Annotated in this window: 11 protein-coding genes; 9 read left to right on the forward strand and 2 right to left on the reverse strand. The window is 40.1% G+C overall.

The window, feature by feature from the left end; all coding sequences use genetic code 11:
• Positions 1-33 precede the first annotated feature (33 nt).
• The 9 genes from BAU15_RS00305 to BAU15_RS00345 all read left to right on the forward strand — a co-directional run bounded on the left by BAU15_RS00305 (position 34) and on the right by BAU15_RS00345 (position 10655).
• On the forward strand, positions 34-504 hold the full coding sequence (locus tag BAU15_RS00305) for a low molecular weight protein-tyrosine-phosphatase (protein WP_161840753.1): 471 nt from the start codon (positions 34-36) through the stop codon (positions 502-504).
• A 143-nt stretch (positions 505-647) separates the two neighbouring features.
• Entirely contained in the window at positions 648-1022 is a 375-nt protein-coding gene (locus BAU15_RS00310; RefSeq protein ID WP_161840754.1) for a hypothetical protein, read from the forward strand.
• 737 nt (positions 1023-1759) lie between these two features.
• The gene (locus BAU15_RS00315; RefSeq protein WP_161840755.1) at positions 1760-5629 is read left to right on the forward strand and encodes an immunoglobulin-like domain-containing protein; all 3870 of its coding nucleotides are present in this window, start codon (positions 1760-1762) and stop codon (positions 5627-5629) included.
• Between the two features lie 16 nt (positions 5630-5645).
• Positions 5646-6134, forward strand: a complete 489-nt coding sequence (locus BAU15_RS00320) for a hypothetical protein (RefSeq protein ID WP_161840756.1) — start codon at positions 5646-5648, stop codon at positions 6132-6134.
• Complete coding sequence (locus BAU15_RS00325) at positions 6127-6849, forward strand: WxL domain-containing protein (protein ID WP_161840757.1); 723 nt, start codon at positions 6127-6129, stop codon at positions 6847-6849. The genes BAU15_RS00320 and BAU15_RS00325 overlap by 8 nt, the downstream gene beginning before the upstream one ends.
• A 16-nt stretch (positions 6850-6865) precedes the next feature.
• The gene (locus BAU15_RS00330) at positions 6866-7648 is read left to right on the forward strand and encodes a WxL domain-containing protein (RefSeq protein ID WP_161840758.1); all 783 of its coding nucleotides are present in this window, start codon (positions 6866-6868) and stop codon (positions 7646-7648) included.
• A 54-nt stretch (positions 7649-7702) separates the two neighbouring features.
• Positions 7703-8431 carry a WxL domain-containing protein gene (locus tag BAU15_RS00335; RefSeq protein ID WP_161840759.1) on the forward strand — a complete coding sequence of 243 codons (729 nt, stop codon included), beginning with the start codon at positions 7703-7705 and terminating at the stop codon, positions 8429-8431.
• A gap of 300 nt (positions 8432-8731) precedes the next feature.
• Positions 8732-9802 carry a WxLIP family cell surface protein gene (locus tag BAU15_RS00340; RefSeq protein ID WP_161840760.1) on the forward strand — a complete coding sequence of 357 codons (1071 nt, stop codon included), beginning with the start codon at positions 8732-8734 and terminating at the stop codon, positions 9800-9802.
• A complete protein-coding gene (locus BAU15_RS00345; RefSeq protein ID WP_161840761.1) occupies positions 9783-10655 on the forward strand; it encodes a class A sortase in 873 nt (290 codons plus the stop codon). Before BAU15_RS00340 ends, BAU15_RS00345 begins: the two co-directional genes overlap by 20 nt.
• 2337 nt (positions 10656-12992) lie before the next feature.
• Here BAU15_RS00345 and BAU15_RS00350 read toward each other — a convergent pair.
• Together BAU15_RS00350 and brnQ are read right to left on the reverse strand one after the other, a co-directional pair.
• Positions 12993-14489 carry a helix-turn-helix domain-containing protein gene (locus tag BAU15_RS00350; protein WP_161840762.1) on the reverse strand — a complete coding sequence of 499 codons (1497 nt, stop codon included), beginning with the start codon at positions 14487-14489 and terminating at the stop codon, positions 12993-12995.
• 177 nt (positions 14490-14666) lie between these two features.
• The gene (gene brnQ / locus BAU15_RS00355) at positions 14667-16028 is read right to left on the reverse strand and encodes a branched-chain amino acid transport system II carrier protein (RefSeq protein ID WP_161840763.1); all 1362 of its coding nucleotides are present in this window, start codon (positions 16026-16028) and stop codon (positions 14667-14669) included.
• Positions 16029-16030: the final 2 nt, after the last annotated feature.

A 16030-nucleotide genomic window follows, 5' to 3' on the forward strand; every position in this document is an offset into this window, starting at 1 on the left:
TTCTTTTTTATACAGAAGATGGAGGTTTGTTTGATGAAGAAAGTGTTGTTTGTCTGTTTAGGGAATATCTGCCGCTCGCCGATGGCTGAAGCAATGATGCGAGCTGAAATAAAAGCACGTCACTTGGAAGATAAAATTGTGGTCGATTCGGCGGCAACTAGTCGCTGGGAAGTTGGCAGTCAGCCACATCACGGGACGCAAAAAATTCTAAAGGCGCAGGGGATTGATTGTTCAGGAATCTATGCCCGTCAGATTACGACGCAGGATTTTCTTTCTGCGGATGTAATTATTGGTATGGATCAAAATAATGTCGATGAGCTGTTGAGCATAGCACCAGAAGAAGCCAAAGGAAAAGTTCAGCTATTCATGAGTGTCGTGCCAGGAAAAGAACAGATGGGTGTTCCAGATCCTTATTATACTGGGGATTTTGAAGAAACCTATCAGCTAGTTTCGGAAGGCTTGGCTGAATGGTTCAAGCAGTTTGGGGAGAGAGAAACACGGTAATGTCGATACCCTTTAAGGGGAACATCAAAGGGAACATCAAAGGGAACATCGAACGAGAACATGTTTTCTTGTGTTTTCTCTGAAAATTAGGTAAAATGATAAGTACTAGAACGTTTGTTTTTTCTGCTAAGGAGGCGATGACGATGGAGAAAAAGAAGGATTCAACTATGAAAAAATTAACTAGATTGGTCTCAACGACTTCTCAAAGCTTTTTGGATGCTTTTATTAATGACTCTGGTGATCAGCGTGTGCAAAAGCAGATGACAGCTGACATCGTGAAGAAACTCCAGAAGGCTGCTGCTCAGAAAAGTTTAGTGGTACTTCAAGTCCAAGAAGAGCCGCATAATCCTAAAGCTAAGGTCATTTCAGGTTGGATTGCTACCAAAACGGTAGGAAAAGATACAGTGGTTTTACGTGATCAATCTCAGGAGCAACAGATGCATATGGTCTCTATTGCTCAAATTAAAAAGATTAGTGTGCTTTCGACCAAAGGGTCAGAAGAACGTATGACAAAATAGATGAATAGTCACACAAATAATAGATAGATAGTCAAACAAAAAGTTCAGTGAAACGTTACGTATTCACTGGGCTTTTTTTGTTGTGTAGACCAAATGCTTAACTGGTGTTGGCTGTCTTTCTAGATTTCGATTATTTGAACGCTGTAATTAGTAAACTATAGTTATTTTTAGCGAATTATTTGTTAGTTATTTAGAATAGTTATTTCAAAATATTTTTTCTTTAGAAAAAATGTTGAAATAATATCATGACTTAACTTGTTTATACTAGAGAGTGTAAAGGAGAAAGTTGGATAAAGGGTTTATAGAATGAAATAGTCTAAGGCAATGTTTTGAAAGGACTCGTGAGGTGCTGGTATCGAACACGCGGATACAAGGGCCTCTTAACAAACAGGAAAAACGAGTCTGAAGGCAGCTATAGAGAACCTAGTTTTGACAGGACAGCTGACTTAATTAGCAGATCTTTGCTTAGTCGAAGATGATTTTCACAGATGGAACAAGCAGATACATATCTTTTGCTAATGGGGTCAGGAAAGCCTCATCAAAAAAATAGCAGCAACAAAGCACCCCGGCTAGATTGTTCGATGAACAACTACCATCTTCTTCGTTACATTAAAGGGTTTGACAAAAGCGCTCTCTGTGCCGTTCATTCGGAAAAAATTAAGGGATGCTAGCTGAATGTCTGATCCTTGAACCAATCGTTTATGAGAACCTATGTCATTGATACAGGAGGTGAAAAAGTGAAGAAAAGGAAACTAGAAAAACTTTTTTCAGCTGCTTTAGTTGGCTTACTGTTATTTCATCCAACAACTTTCCTGGCAATTACTGCTGATTCAGGAACTGATTTAGCAAAAGAAGGACAACAGGAAAGTCAACGAGCTACTTTAGATACGAATGTTTTACCGAGCAGTCTAGAGGAGTATGGGGTAAGAGCAGTTGAAGCAACAAGTGGTAGCCTTAATGAGGGAGAGATGAAACAAAGCGCAGAGAATCATTCTAAGGGGGAAGAAGGATTAGCTGCAGGGGTGAGTGAACAGGTCGACGGAAGCCAAAAAACTGAGTCTGATACTAAAAACTCAGAGAATGTGGGCATTTCTGGAGATCCGGCAAGTCAGGATATTCAAGAAGTACAAGAAGTACAGGAAAATCAAGATAGCCAAGTGGACAATGGAGTCCAGGAGGGACAAGAGAATCCTGAGGTTAAAGAAAATCCGGCAAGTGAAACAGGTCAAGATACAGGCCAAAGCTCAGAGACGCCAGTGAGTTCGGCTGCCACAGAAGAATCTGCTAGTACAGAAGATTCAAGTGAGACAGAGGAGTCGGACAAAAAGGAAAAGACGGTTGAAAAAACACCACGAGCAACTGTTGTGCAAGTCTCAACGGGTGAAGAGTTGAAAAACGCCTATAACAATCAGGCGGTTACAGCGGTTTCATTTACCAGAGACATCGTTATTTCAGGGAATATTCTGACGGAGCGGTCAACGTCCTTCTCGATTGAAGGGAATGGCTATAAGTTAGATTTAGGTGGCTCGCTCTTTAAAGTCAAACTAGCTTCTACGGCGGTTATGGATATTAGAAATATTTCTGAGATTAAATCCAGTAGTGTTTCGACTCTTCAAGGAGTGGTTCATTATAGCGATGTGCTAGCAACTGCTGTTTCAGGGTGGGAGATTAACTTTACCAATGTGCGTAGTCACGAGGATAATGTGATCCGGATTGCTTCGGTTCCAGGTGCGCAACTGAATTTGGCTGGTGAGATTTATTGGAAAACGCGTTCGGAGATGGCCTTGATTGATGGCGTCTATATTGCTCCCAATGCGAAGGTTACGGCGATTAAACAGCCCATTCACGATGATCGCTCATTCTTTTGGTATTCAAAATCCAATATGACCCAAGCGACTTCTGGTTCACGTAAATTTGAAGTGGGTGAGAATGCTACAGCCAATTTTAAAATGACTGGATCAGGCTATCTATATCCGGTGGTTTTTGCTTACTATACGGAGCTACGATTAAAAAAAGGTGCCAGCTTTAATGCAACGATGCCGGGCAATGCTTGGCGGAGTGACTACTATAATAGTAGTTTTATTGCGGAAGGGAATAACCGAATTAATTTGACTTCACTAACTTCAGGAAGTGCGCCGGTCGCGTTTGGTTCTGCTGTAAGTCCCGCAGTAGATTCTTATTTTTCAGTGGGACCACAGAGCGAATTGTATGTGATTGGTGCTACAAATAGACCCTTGTTCAATACTACATCGGCTATTGATGCGGCTCGGATGAATGTCATAATTGATAATCCTAAGAGTTATGACCTGAGAAATTATTCTAGTGGGACAACAGTTAATTCAAGTATTGCAAATGCCAATATCAAAACTTTTCAGATTAAAAATTCTGATATCGGCACTTGGAGACTTGCAACCAATGCGGATGGACCTGCAGATTATTTAGCAGAAGCAGCGACGATCACGCAGACCAATGGGACTGTGACTTCAACTACGGATAGCACACTTTCTTCTTATTTTCCAACGGCTGGAATTAGAAGAATTTCTGGGCTAAATCAGGACCCAGAGCTGAAATTCAATTCAGTGACAGATGCCGATAAATCAGTCAAAGCTAGAGTTATTCTTGGCTACAGTCCTGATAATAACGGAATGGCTGATGACGGCAGTGTCAATTATATTCCTGTCTATGCTGGGAAGGACCAAGCGAAAGCCGATATCACAGATTCATTAGGGACTAAATTTACTGATTTGACCACAGATGCTAATGGGTACGTGAAGACGACAGGAACGCAATTTCAGATGAAAAATAAAACAGTAACGGGAAGCGCCAAAAGGGGGGGCCGAAGTTCTGTTGAACAAGCAACTAGTACGGTGATTGATGTGACGCCACCGAATCCAACAGGATTAGCTGGTGGTTCGTCAATTATCGCGCCGACAACCAAAACTTTATCTGGCTCAACTGAGGCAGGCGCTAAAATTACCTTGTATAAAAATGGTTCTTTAACCAGTGTCACAGCCACGGCTGATGCCAGCGGGAGATTTAATTTGACGCTACCGAGCATTGTTTCTGGTGATAAATTGCAAGTGATTGCGACAGATAATGCTGGACTAGCTAATGTTGAAGACCGACCAACGACCAATAGTGCCAGTGGGAATAAAAACCCTCTGACGGCTCTTTCTTATCGAGAGGCAGTCTTTAATGCGGGACCGATTGTGACGGTTGGCTTAGCGGCAACTATTACAGCTGATGATGTGACAATCAACAAAGGGGCCTCATTTAATCCACTGAGTGCTAATAATAACTTGAGTGCCAGAGATATCGATGGTAGCAATATCACCAGTAAAATTACCGTAAAAAGTAATTCCGTGAACGTCAATGTGCCGGGGACTTATGAAGTCGTCTATCAAGTGACGGGCAATAACAGCGTCACGATTACGAAGGCAATTACTGTGACAGTTAAAGGTGGCGGAGTTGTTATTGGTGATGCAGTGATTAAAATTGAAAATAAAAATAGGCGTATTCGACAATTTCTCAATAATTTTAATCCTTTAGACGGAGTTAAAGCGACGGATGGCGACGGAACAGAAATTACCCACAAGATTGCAATAACCTATAACGATGTGGATACACAATTGCCAGGAAATTACGTCGTCTATTTTGCGGTGACTGGGGCAAATGGTAATCGAGTGACGGATTATATTCTGGTTGAAGTCTACAAAATGGAAGGACCAGAGATTATTGCCGAGGACATAACTCTTTATATAGGTCAGTCCTTTGATCCGATTACTCATGCTCAGTTTATTAATATTGATGGTACACCGATGCCCGTAGAATATTTAACGGAAGACTATAATGTCGATACCTCAAAAGTAGGCGAATATGAAGTGATTTACTTTGCTATTAGTGAGATTGATTATTCATATTCTAGTAAAACAATCATCGTAAGGGTTATAGAATGGCCGGCAAAGATTGATGCACCGGAAGTTTTGGAGCTGTATGTTGGCACAACGTTTGATCCAAAAAATCATGCCACCGCTAGCGATAGTGATGGAACTGATTTGACGAACCAACTAATCGTTGCCTCGAATACGGTTAATACTGAGACCGAAGGTGAAGGGCAAGTCGTCTACAAAGTTACGGGTAGGAATGAAGAGGAAGTCACGTTTACGATGCGCGTGATTGTCTTGAAGCGACCGCAGGAAACGAGCTTTATTAGTTATCCGGAGCGTATCTCATTTGGTCAAATTGAAGCGTCTAACCAAGAACAAAATGTCTTTGGTCAGCTGAGTGAAGCCTTAATTGTTAAAGATCAACGGGAAAATCAAGCGAATCATTTGAAAATTAAAGTACAGGAAATCACTCCGTTGACTTCAAGTGAGACGGCAGAAACATTGGCCGGCTACACATATTTCCAAAAAGATGGGCAGAAAACTTTCATCACGCAAGATCAAGTAATCGTTGCGACAAAGGATGACGCAGCTGAAGAGTTTAATGTCAGTCAATTTTGGCAAGCAGATGGAGAAGGAATCTATCTTTCTCTACCAGTTGAAAACCAACGAGTAGGCTCTTACCATGGGAAATACAGCTGGAGCATTGAGGATACCCCATAGAAGAAAGGATGAGAAGATGAAAAAAATAGGCAGTCTATTACTCGTCGTATCTATTCTTTTCACTTCTGGGGGCATGATTACCTATGCAAGTGAGGGGTACGACTCAAATGCTGTCACTGGTTTTTATGGAAAATATGTAGCACCTAATCCAGATGACAAAGATCCAGATAATATTGTTGATCAGGATCCTGATGATAAGAATCAGGGGAACGATAACGGGAATGGCAAAGATTCTGGTAATGATTCTGGAAACGGAGCTGGGAATGATTCTGGAAGTGGCGTTGGAGACGGCGTCGGAAATGGAACGGGTAACGGAACAGATACTGGTTCGAAGGGCAGAGTTGATGTACCTGCGGGTCCAATCTATGCAAAACCGACTTATCCAGTGATTCCTAAAGCAGGAGATCATTCATATGGTCTCTATCAAATGATTGGCGGATTGTTATTTTCAATCTGTCTGTGGGGAGTCTACTGGTTGAGTAAAAGGCGGGTGTCACATGGCTAATGTAAAGAAATTGATTGGCTCACTGATTCTAGTGGCGACAATTATTCACAGTCCACTGGCGTTTGCTGCGGAAGAACAAAGTCAGATTGAGTCGGAGAATCAGGTCTCAGTCATTAGTGGTGAGAGTCAAGGAAGTCCCTTGGATCCATTGAATCCTGAGCCTAATCGGCCGATTGAACCGGTGAATCCTTTACCGGGGACGCCAGAAACGGGAACGGGTGGCAACTTGAGTATTGATTTTGCTTCCAATTTCCAATTTGGTCAACATCCGGTTTCGACGAAAGAAACAGAATTTTTTGCTGATCCACAGTATTTAGTGGGCGGCGAGGCACGACCGAATTTCATTCAGATTACAGATGTTAGAGGAACGGGCACTGGCTGGCAATTAACGGCTATTCAATCGCCTTTCGAAACGGAGACAAAAACAATTTTACGAGGGAGTGTCTTATCTTTTGAGAATCTCTCGGTGTTATCAGAGCGAGTGTCAGAAAATGGACCGACGTTGTCTGCACCTAGAATTGAATTTGTTCCAGGAGAGGAAACCGCGATTGCTTCAGCAGGAGCTAGTCAGGGCATGGGCACTTGGATTATTCGTATGGGTCAGTCTGAAGCTGAGGCGGCGAATAGTGTCAAAGTCGATGTACTCAATGAAACCGTTCGATTGAAGAACCTTTATACGACTAAAATACAATGGGTGTTGAAAGATACACCGTAAAACAAGGAGGAGACAGATGAAGAAGCAAGTTGCGTATAGTTTACTTACGACCCTCATTTTATCTGGCATGGGCATCAGTGCATCTGCGGCGGAACAATCAATCACTTCAAATGGTGTGGTGGAATTTATTCCGGGAACAGGGATTACTGAGCCGATTGATCCAGATGTTGATCCGACAAATCCTGAGACTGTTGGACCGGTGACACCGATTGACCCAACAGATCCTGAAGGAAAGCCAACACCAGGAACGGCGGGGCCTTTGAGTATTGATTTTGCCTCATCGTTTGATTTTGGTTTAAACAAAATTACCAATAAAACAATGGATTATTATGCGCGTGCGCAAAAGTTTTCTAATGGAACTGCGGCTAGAGCTAATTACGTTCAAGTGAGCGATAATCGTGGAACGAATGCTGGCTGGCAGCTAACAGTTACCCAACAAACGCAATTAACGGCAACCACCAAAACAGCGAATGATGTTTTAACAGGAGCCGTGATTTCACTGAGTGAGGCGGCTGTCAACAGCTTGGCAACTAGTGCTGCACCAACACCGGAGGCTCAAGTAAAATTGACTCCTGGGGAACCTGAAAAAGTGACGACGGCGGCGAAAGATACCGGTGCTGGAACGTGGGTCACTAAGTGGGGCAGTGTTGAGGAAGTAACGGAAAAGAATGCGGCGGGCGAAGAGAGCCAAGTAGCGGTGAACAAAGCGGTAAAATTAACGATTCCGGGTGCCACTGCGAAGGATGCAGTGAAGTATGCGTCTGTCTTAACATGGACACTGAGCGATGTACCTTTGTAAGCAACAGGACGAAAAAAACGATAAAAAACTAAAAACAGACAGGGGAAATTTAAAATGAAAAAAAGTTCAATTATCTTAGCGAGTGCGATTTTATTAAGCAGTTTAACAGGGGTAGCGGCAAATGCAGCGCCAGCAATTTATGAAACAAATGGTCAAATCGAATTTACTGAGGCTACTGGTGTAACAAAACCGTTGGACCCAGATAATCCAGATACAGGAGTGACACCGAAAGATCCGACAAAACCAGATGGAACACCAACGGAGGGAACACCGGGACCATTAAGTATCGACTTTGCTTCAAGCTTGATATTTGGCCAACAAGAAATTACGTCAGAAACAAAGACTTATTTTGCTGAATTACAGAAAGCAACAGATAAAGAGGGTGCTGAAATTTCACGTCCTAACTATGTTCAGGTCAGTGATAACCGTGGAACAGAAACTGGTTGGGTTTTAACAGTTAAACAAGATGGTCAATTCAAAACATCTAGTGGTGTTGAATTGGCTAGTGCTAAAATCACTCTAGGTGACGGAACATTAGCGACAAATTCGACTTCAGCACATCCAACCGCTACTGCAAGTATCGCATTAGACCCAGCAGGTGCTGAAGAAACAGTAATGATCGCCGCTGCAGGTCAAGGGGCTGGAACGTATATCACTAAATGGGGGGCTGATGCAGCAAGTGCTGTTGAAAGTATCTCACTAGAGGTTCCTGGTGGATCTAAGAAAGAAAAAGCTGTTTATTCAACAAAACTTATTTGGTCATTAGCAGACGTACCAGCGTAAATATATTTTTTAGAGTCGTGACTGGGTGGAGCAGCGTCTCCCCCAGTCAGCGTTACTCTGATGAACAAGTTTTTGAAAAAAAGCGTTATACAAGATATGCGACATCATTTTAAGATTCAGATAATAAGCCAAAGCTCATTCAAATTTGAGTGATTAAGTAGGGAACACGTTGATCAAATCGAGCGTTTCGTGCTTTTTATTCGTTTAGTGAGTTTTGTCATATTAGCTAGAATGGGAAGTGAATCGTTCCGAGTCACTTTATCAGTTGATATATATAAATTTTATTAGGAGAGACATGCGATGAAAAAACTAGTTGTTTTACTATTTACTTTAGCAATTTTTGGAGGGGCCAAAGCGGTCGAGGCAGCAGAACTGAATTTTTCTGTTGAAACGATTCCTTCTGAGTACCAAGTGGACGAGAAAAAGACCTATTTGGATTTACGCTTGGCACCGAAGCAAGAACGAGAAGAACGGTTTATTTTGACTAATGGGACGGCGAATCCAGTTGACTTGGAGATCATTATCAATCATGCAGTCACGAATATGAATGGCGTGGCTAACTACAGTGCAGGTGAAACGAAGAATACGGATGGCTTGGTCTATATGATTGAAGATTTGGTGACGTATGAGAAGACGGTCAGCATCCCAGCGAACAGTAGTGTCACTTACCCAATCACCATTAAAATGCCGGACAAGGAGTATGAGGGTGTATTAGCCGGCGGGGTGACATTTAAAGAGGTGAGCAAAACAGAGACTGCGGAATCGACTGATGCAAAAGGTATGGCCATCGAAAATGAATTTTCTTTTGTGAAAGGCTTGGTGTTGCATGGCAAAGAGGGGGAGATTCTACCTGAATTGAACTTGATAGCTGCGCATCCTACACAAATAAATGGCCGCAACGCTTTTACTACGACGATTCAAAATAAGCAACCAATCTATGTCAGCCAAGTGGCAGTAATAAGTGAAATCGTCAAAAAAGGCACGACAGAAGTCTTGTATACAAATCAAAAAGAAAATATGCAGATGGTGCCTAATTCCCATATGGATTTCCCAACTCCTTTGAATGGGAAAAAGTTAGAAGCTGGAGATTATACAGCCAAGGTGACGGTCTATGCAGGAAAAGATGATGCCGGGGAGTATACTTACAAAAACTTGGCGGAAGAGGACGAAACGTATACTGATAAATGGGAATTCAGTAAGGATTTTACGGTCAAGGCAGAGGAAGCGAAGAAGCTCAACAAGAAAGATGTCAGCATTCCTGAAGATAATTCCAACGTGATGTATATCCTTTTAGGCATTTCTTTCTTGGTTATTTTGATACTGCTAGTCATTATTTTGAGAAAACGAAGCCATGAAAATAAAGCCAAATAAGCCCAGCGATAAAGCTGCTAGAAACACAACGATATTAGCTTTTATGTTGTCCTTATTTCTGATGGCTAGTGTGTTATTAATAGCATTTCCGTACTTACGAGGCGTCTTGATCGACAGCACGCGCTACACTAAAAGAATCGTTTCAGTTCATTCCGCTGATTATTCGATTGCGGATGAGGCAGAGTTTACGGCGATTCGTTCACCAAAAATGGCGGATGTTCTAGCGAGCTATACGCAGTCAGAGACGGTCGAGGCAGTCGGGAAACTGACGATTCCTAAGATAGATTTGGATTTGGAAATCTTGCCAGAGCTGAGTAATAGTAACCTGTTATTAGGCTGCGTCTCGCTCTTTCCAAATCGAATCCCGACGAAAGAGGATCTCGTATTAATCGGTCACAATCTGAATTATGCGCATTCGTTTTTCGAACGATTAGCTGAATTAAACGTTGGTGATATGATCCAACTTGGCTATGATCAAAAGAATTATCACTTTGAAGTTGTAAAGAGTTATATCGTTTCTGAAGAGGAAGTCAGTTTGCTAGAGGATTCTGGAAGTGGCATACTGCGGCTCATCACTTGCGATAGTGTCTATGAAACACCGAATAGATTGATTATTGATGCAGAAATTAGGCCAGTTAGTGGAAAAATAGAAGCCAATGAACAGGATGCAGTTGTGACTGAAGGAGCTAACCTAGTCAGTCATCAAGTGAAACAGGAAAAGACACTGCAACAAAAAATGCTTTATCGTCTCTCAAGTAAAGGAGCCCTTTTCCTCTTAGGTGGGATTATAGTAGGGCTATTTGGAATCTGTTTTCTTATTATCAAGTCTGTTCTGAAGCAAGGCACTAGATAAACTAGGGGATGTTAAGGGGAAGTCTCTGTTTGCAACACGATTAGTCGTGTAGTGGACAGGGGCTTTTTTTTGCTTTTAATGAGATTATGAATATTGTGCATGCTAGAAATCTTTTCATGATAGTGCTAAAAGAAATACATTCAAAAGTAATTTTCAGAGAAACTCTAGAAGTAGTCTGCATGGAATAGGGTGTGTAGATGTAGACTAAACAATACTTATCATTAGTCAATTTATAAGGATATATAACACGTTTGAAGTTAGATTTGAAGTCAGAAATCTGGATTGTTTGCTGAAAGATAACTAAAATTATTGTTCCTGAAATTTTTGAGGAGAACGTTCTTTTTGTGTTTTTTGAGGAATCATAAATGAAAAGTCCAAGAATATATTCCAAAAAGTTAAGTATGCTTAACTTTTTTGGTAGCTTTTCTACTAAATGTCAAAATTTTCCACTGGATTATCTGCTAAAAAGAAATTAAAAACATCTTTCCTAAATTTTCTTATGATTTATAAGGAAAACGTTCTTTTTGTATTTTTTGAGAAAAAATAAATTGAACGTCCAAAATTACAGTCAAAAAAAGTAAGTATACTTAATCTTTGAGGGGATTCCTCCTACCAAGCGTCAAAATTCTTCAAAATTTGAAGAGTTCAAAATAATAAGTATACTTAACCTTTTCTCCGTTAGAATCAAAAAAAGTAAGTATACTTACTATTTTTTGGTGATCTTTTTAGTAGATATTGAACTTCTTCAAAAGTTAAATAGACCCAACAGTAAGTATACTTAACTTTTCGTTATTGGGAGGATTCCCAGTTGCTAGAGGTAGTAACTATTAACTTGATTAAAAAAATAAATAAAATAACATTTTAAAGAATGCATTCGAAAATAATTTTTGGGAAAATATGAGGAAGCAGTTTGCATGAAATATGATGTGTAGATTAGAGAGTGGTTAACATTCTTGTTAGACGGATTGGTACAAGTTGGGTTGAGCGGCTAGGGACGGGTAGGGAATGAAAATGTACCATTTTCTTTATTGCTCTACGCATATCATTCTGCTAAATGGATTGGCAAAAGTTGAGTTGAGTAGCTAGGAGCATTTTAAATGAAGTGAATTGTCCCAATTCACAGGATTGCTCTACGCATATCATTCCGCTAGATGATTCTGCAGCTATAGAGTTGAGCGGCTAGGGACGGATAAGGAATGAAAATGTGCCATTTTCTTTATTGTCCTACGCATACCATTCAACTAAATGGATGTACAAATATAGAGTTGAGCAGCTAGGAGCATTTAAACGAAGTGAATTGTACCAATTCACAGGATTGCTCTACGCATATCATTCTTGCTAGATGGATCGTCAAAAGTTGAGTTGAGCGGCTAGGGACGGATAAGGAATGAAAATGTACCATTTTCTTTATAGTCCTACGCATACCATTCTGCTAATGCACTTAAGTTAGCAGAACTGGCAAAATAGCCCACCAGTGGGTAGCTGGTGGGCAAGGAGTAAAAAATGAAAAAGTGTTTTGTTAGGGTTGTTTTTGGGTATGTAATTACTATACCGAGAAAGTTTGAATAAATTAGGATGAAAACATAAAAAAATGGTAAAGAAAGGTAAGCGGAATTCTTAATATTGAATTGATTGATGAGGTATTGTTTGACAAGTGATTAGATTCAGGGATTTATTTTCATGGTTATGGAATAGGAGTTGAGTGATGGAGGAGGTATCGGGGGCACAAGATTGCTCTACGCATATCATTCTACTCCTGCGATACTTGGTAAGTAGAACTGACAAGCCCACCAGAGGGTAGCTGGTGGGCAAAGGAGTTAAAAAATGAAAAAGTGTTTTGTTAGGGTTGTTTCTGGGTATGTATATATAATAGCAAATGACTGTGACTAAATTGTGACAAATCTATTTGGAAATATTTAAGAAATTATTTCGGTAAATTAAATAAGCTTTGGTATTTATTGAGTATTTGAAATGAGCAGAGGGATGGAGTCTGTAAGATGGTTCTGCAGCTGTTGAGTTGAGCAGCTAGGGACGGGTAGGAAATGAAAATGTGCCATTTTCTTTATTGTCCTACGCATACCATTCCGCTACTGCGATACTTGGTAAGCGGAACTGGCAACTGGCAAAAATAAGGCCCACCAGAGGGTAGCTGGTGGGCAAAGGAGTAAAAAATGAAAAAGTGTTTTGTTAGGGTTGTTTGTTGGTATGCTTATATATTACCGAGTAAATATGAATATTCTGTGATAAAAGTTCTCAAAAGCTGTAAAGAATTGTTAAGGGAATCTTATAGCTGAATATATTTCTTTTTAGCGTTTTTTTTCAAATGTTATTTGACTATTATTCAAAGTTTTTTTCGGTATAGAGTTGTCGTAGTTCTTGATAAAGCGAAATTAATTCCGTTTCACTTGATGAATGATCCCAGAAATAAACGGGTAAATTGGGTTGATCTTGTTTTAATAAAAGAGACGAGCTGATAATTAAGTCATAGTCTTGACTTTTTGCATGGTTGTAGGGTTCAGCTTCGACAAATTTTAAGTCATCTAAAAATTGATACAATCCTTTTACTAACAGAAAATTGTGTTCCATGGCTAGGCTGACTTGTAATTTCTCTGAGTATTTTACCCGGTCATAATAAGGTAAGAGAATACTTGCGTACATTTTAGAAATCTCAGGTAGGACCTCATCAGTAATGAAACTAAAGGATTGTTCAGTCTTAATTGAATGGAAAAATTGTGTTATTTTATCTTGGAACTCCTCACTTGAGTGTGCTTGCATTTGTGGCTGAACGACGAGGCCATGAATAGATGGATAGACTTGTCGTAGGACATAGAAACTGAAGCCGACATTTAAAAGGTTGCCGAAAATTAGTGGACTTTCTAATAATTCTGGCTCAGCTTCGAAGAAATGTGCTCGGACATAATCCAAAAACTTAGTTGTCAGGTCATAGACAGGATTTGGGCGAGTCGAAAAATCTTCTAATGTCTGTAACAAACTGCTATCCTCTTCAATTGTATAGAAGGGGGCGAAGTGAGCTAAAAAGGCGATAAAGCCACTCTCACCTTTGATTTGTCTAGCGGTTAAAGGGAAATCAATCAGCTCTGTAATTTTTTGTGGGTCATAGTAGGTGTTTTTCTTTAATAAAAAATCATAGCGTTTATCATATTTAACGAATTTATTTTTAGCGAATCGTGACAAAAAAATTCCTGCAAAAAATTTTAATTCTAGGCGACCTAAATAGGTTCGGCTGAGAGGGAAATATTCTGCATAGGCTTGCGCCAGTTCTTCGGCTTTTTCTTCAGAAACACTGAGTGGCCAATACATACCTCGTGTGCCTAACCAAACTAAGATAAATAAAGCAATCCGAATAATTCGTTCATCCCCCACCAAACCAGCTTCTGTATAAGTAAGACGGAGGTGGAATTGATGTAAGTAAGCTCGAAGGTTAATAATTTTTCTGGAAACAGTCGAGCGACTAACGAAGAATTCTTCACAAAATTTATTTATATTGGGGTTAGGTTCATTTAAAAAATAAATCATAAATTGAAAAGGGACCGACTGTTGTAGTAAAAAGTAGCGATATTCATCAATGGTTGTGGTGATCTTGAAAGAGTTAACTTTTCCCGCACCAATTAGCATAGAGGGGTGATCTGGATGGATTTCCACCAAATCTTTATCAATCTCTGCTAAGTCAATCATTGTCTGCTGATAGTTTAAATCCATTTCTTCGGCAAGCTGTGTGACAGGGTAATGTTCATCATTTAAGCGAATAATTTTTTTAAATAAATCGAACTTTATCAATGTAGACGGATCCATAATCAATTCTTCATATAACATACGTTCGCCCTCCTTAACCGCATTGTACATTGTTTTACAAGTGCTGTCAGTTGATAACCTAACTCTCAAAGCAGATTCTCATGCGTTCCCCGAAAAAAACTTCTTTTAAGCAAAGAATTATTTAATAAAAAAACAGCAGAAATTCATTTTCAGAATTTCTGCTGTCGAGATAAGTTCTTAAATTAAAGGATCAGAGAAGGTGTTTGGTTTGATGATAGACCAGATAATTCCCAGTATAAAGCCAATCATAGCGGGGAGAATCCAGCCCATGCCCATCGTGAAAAAGGGCAAATAATTAGTCGCAAATTCTAAGACTTTTTTAACCAAACTTGTATTTTTTAAGAAATCTGGTGATGCTAGTAGCGCATCTAACACCGCTGCAAACAATGTGAAATAGGTAGTCATTTTATAGACGTGGGGGCGATGTTTAAATAATGGACTGAGCAAGACGAGTAAAATTAGGGTCATGGCTAAAGGATAAATAAACATGAGCACAGGTGTTGAAAATTGAATAATCTTAGTTAGTCCGACATTGGCGAAGATGCAGGGTAAAATACTGGCTGCTGCCACATAGAATGAATAACTCCGTGAAGGAAAAAGCGTCACAAAGGTTTCACCACAAGCGGTGATCAGGCCAATCGCAGTTTTTAGACAGGCGACAATCACGATCAGGGCCAGGAGAATACTGCCAGCGGTTCCTAAATAATAATTAGCAATTTGCGCTAAAGCTACACCACCGTTGGCACTCAGCGGAAATTCACCTAAGCTCATAGCGCCTAAATAAGAGAGTAGCGTGTAAATAATTCCCATAAGAAGAATGCTGATAGAGCCTGATTTAATCGTATCCTTGGCAATAGCAGAAGGTTGAGTGACACCCATATTCCGAATAGTTGTCACGATAATAATCCCAAATGCGAGAGCAGCAAGGGCATCCAAAGTATTGTAGCCTTGTGTAAAGCCAGTGATAAAGGTATTACTTTGATAGCTAGGTTGGACCAGACTTTCTGAGACCGTGCCAAGTGGCTTCAAAAAGCCTAATAAGAGTAAAACACCTAATAGAACCAAGAATAGTGGATTCAGAAATTTCCCAACATAATCTAAAATTTTTGACGGCTTGCGTGAGAAAAACCAAGCGGTTAAAAAGAATAAAACACTGAATAATGCGAGAAATGCTGGATGGATAGTTGGATCAATAAATGGTGCTAAGCCGACTTCGAAGGAGGTCGTAGCCAAACGTGGCAAGGCAAAAAATGGGCCAATGACTAAATATAAAAGAACTGTAAAAATAATTGCGTAGGTTTTATTGACTCGTTTTGCTAAATCAAAGACCCCTTCACTTTTTGAAATACCGATTGCGATGACCCCTAAAAAAGGCAAACCAATACCTGTAACTAAGAAACCTAAATTGGCCATAAAAATTTGTGCACCAGCTTCTTGTCCCATATGAACGGGGAAAATTAAGTTTCCGGCACCAAAAAACATGCCGAAAAGCATCGAACCAATATAAAGATATTCACGCCAGCCTAACTTTTTTTCCAATA

The organism is Candidatus Enterococcus huntleyi, from assembly GCF_009933175.1.
Lineage (GTDB): Bacteria > Bacillota > Bacilli > Lactobacillales > Enterococcaceae > Enterococcus_K > Enterococcus_K huntleyi.

What these genes read in the sequence shown, in the direction of transcription:
- BAU15_RS00305 (WP_161840753.1), top strand. Translation starts at nt 34, where the DNA reads ATGAAGAAAGTGTTGTTTGTCTGTTTAGGGAATATCTGCCGCTCGCCG.
- BAU15_RS00310 (WP_161840754.1), top strand. Translation starts at nt 648, where the DNA reads ATGGAGAAAAAGAAGGATTCAACTATGAAAAAATTAACTAGATTGGTC.
- BAU15_RS00320 (WP_161840756.1), top strand. Translation starts at nt 5,646, where the DNA reads ATGAAAAAAATAGGCAGTCTATTACTCGTCGTATCTATTCTTTTCACT.
- BAU15_RS00325 (WP_161840757.1), top strand. Translation starts at nt 6,127, where the DNA reads ATGGCTAATGTAAAGAAATTGATTGGCTCACTGATTCTAGTGGCGACA.
- BAU15_RS00330 (WP_161840758.1), top strand. Translation starts at nt 6,866, where the DNA reads ATGAAGAAGCAAGTTGCGTATAGTTTACTTACGACCCTCATTTTATCT.
- BAU15_RS00335 (WP_161840759.1), top strand. Translation starts at nt 7,703, where the DNA reads ATGAAAAAAAGTTCAATTATCTTAGCGAGTGCGATTTTATTAAGCAGT.
- BAU15_RS00340 (WP_161840760.1), top strand. Translation starts at nt 8,732, where the DNA reads ATGAAAAAACTAGTTGTTTTACTATTTACTTTAGCAATTTTTGGAGGG.
- BAU15_RS00345 (WP_161840761.1), top strand. Translation starts at nt 9,783, where the DNA reads ATGAAAATAAAGCCAAATAAGCCCAGCGATAAAGCTGCTAGAAACACA.
- BAU15_RS00350 (WP_161840762.1), bottom strand. Translation starts at nt 14,489, where the DNA reads ATGTTATATGAAGAATTGATTATGGATCCGTCTACATTGATAAAGTTC.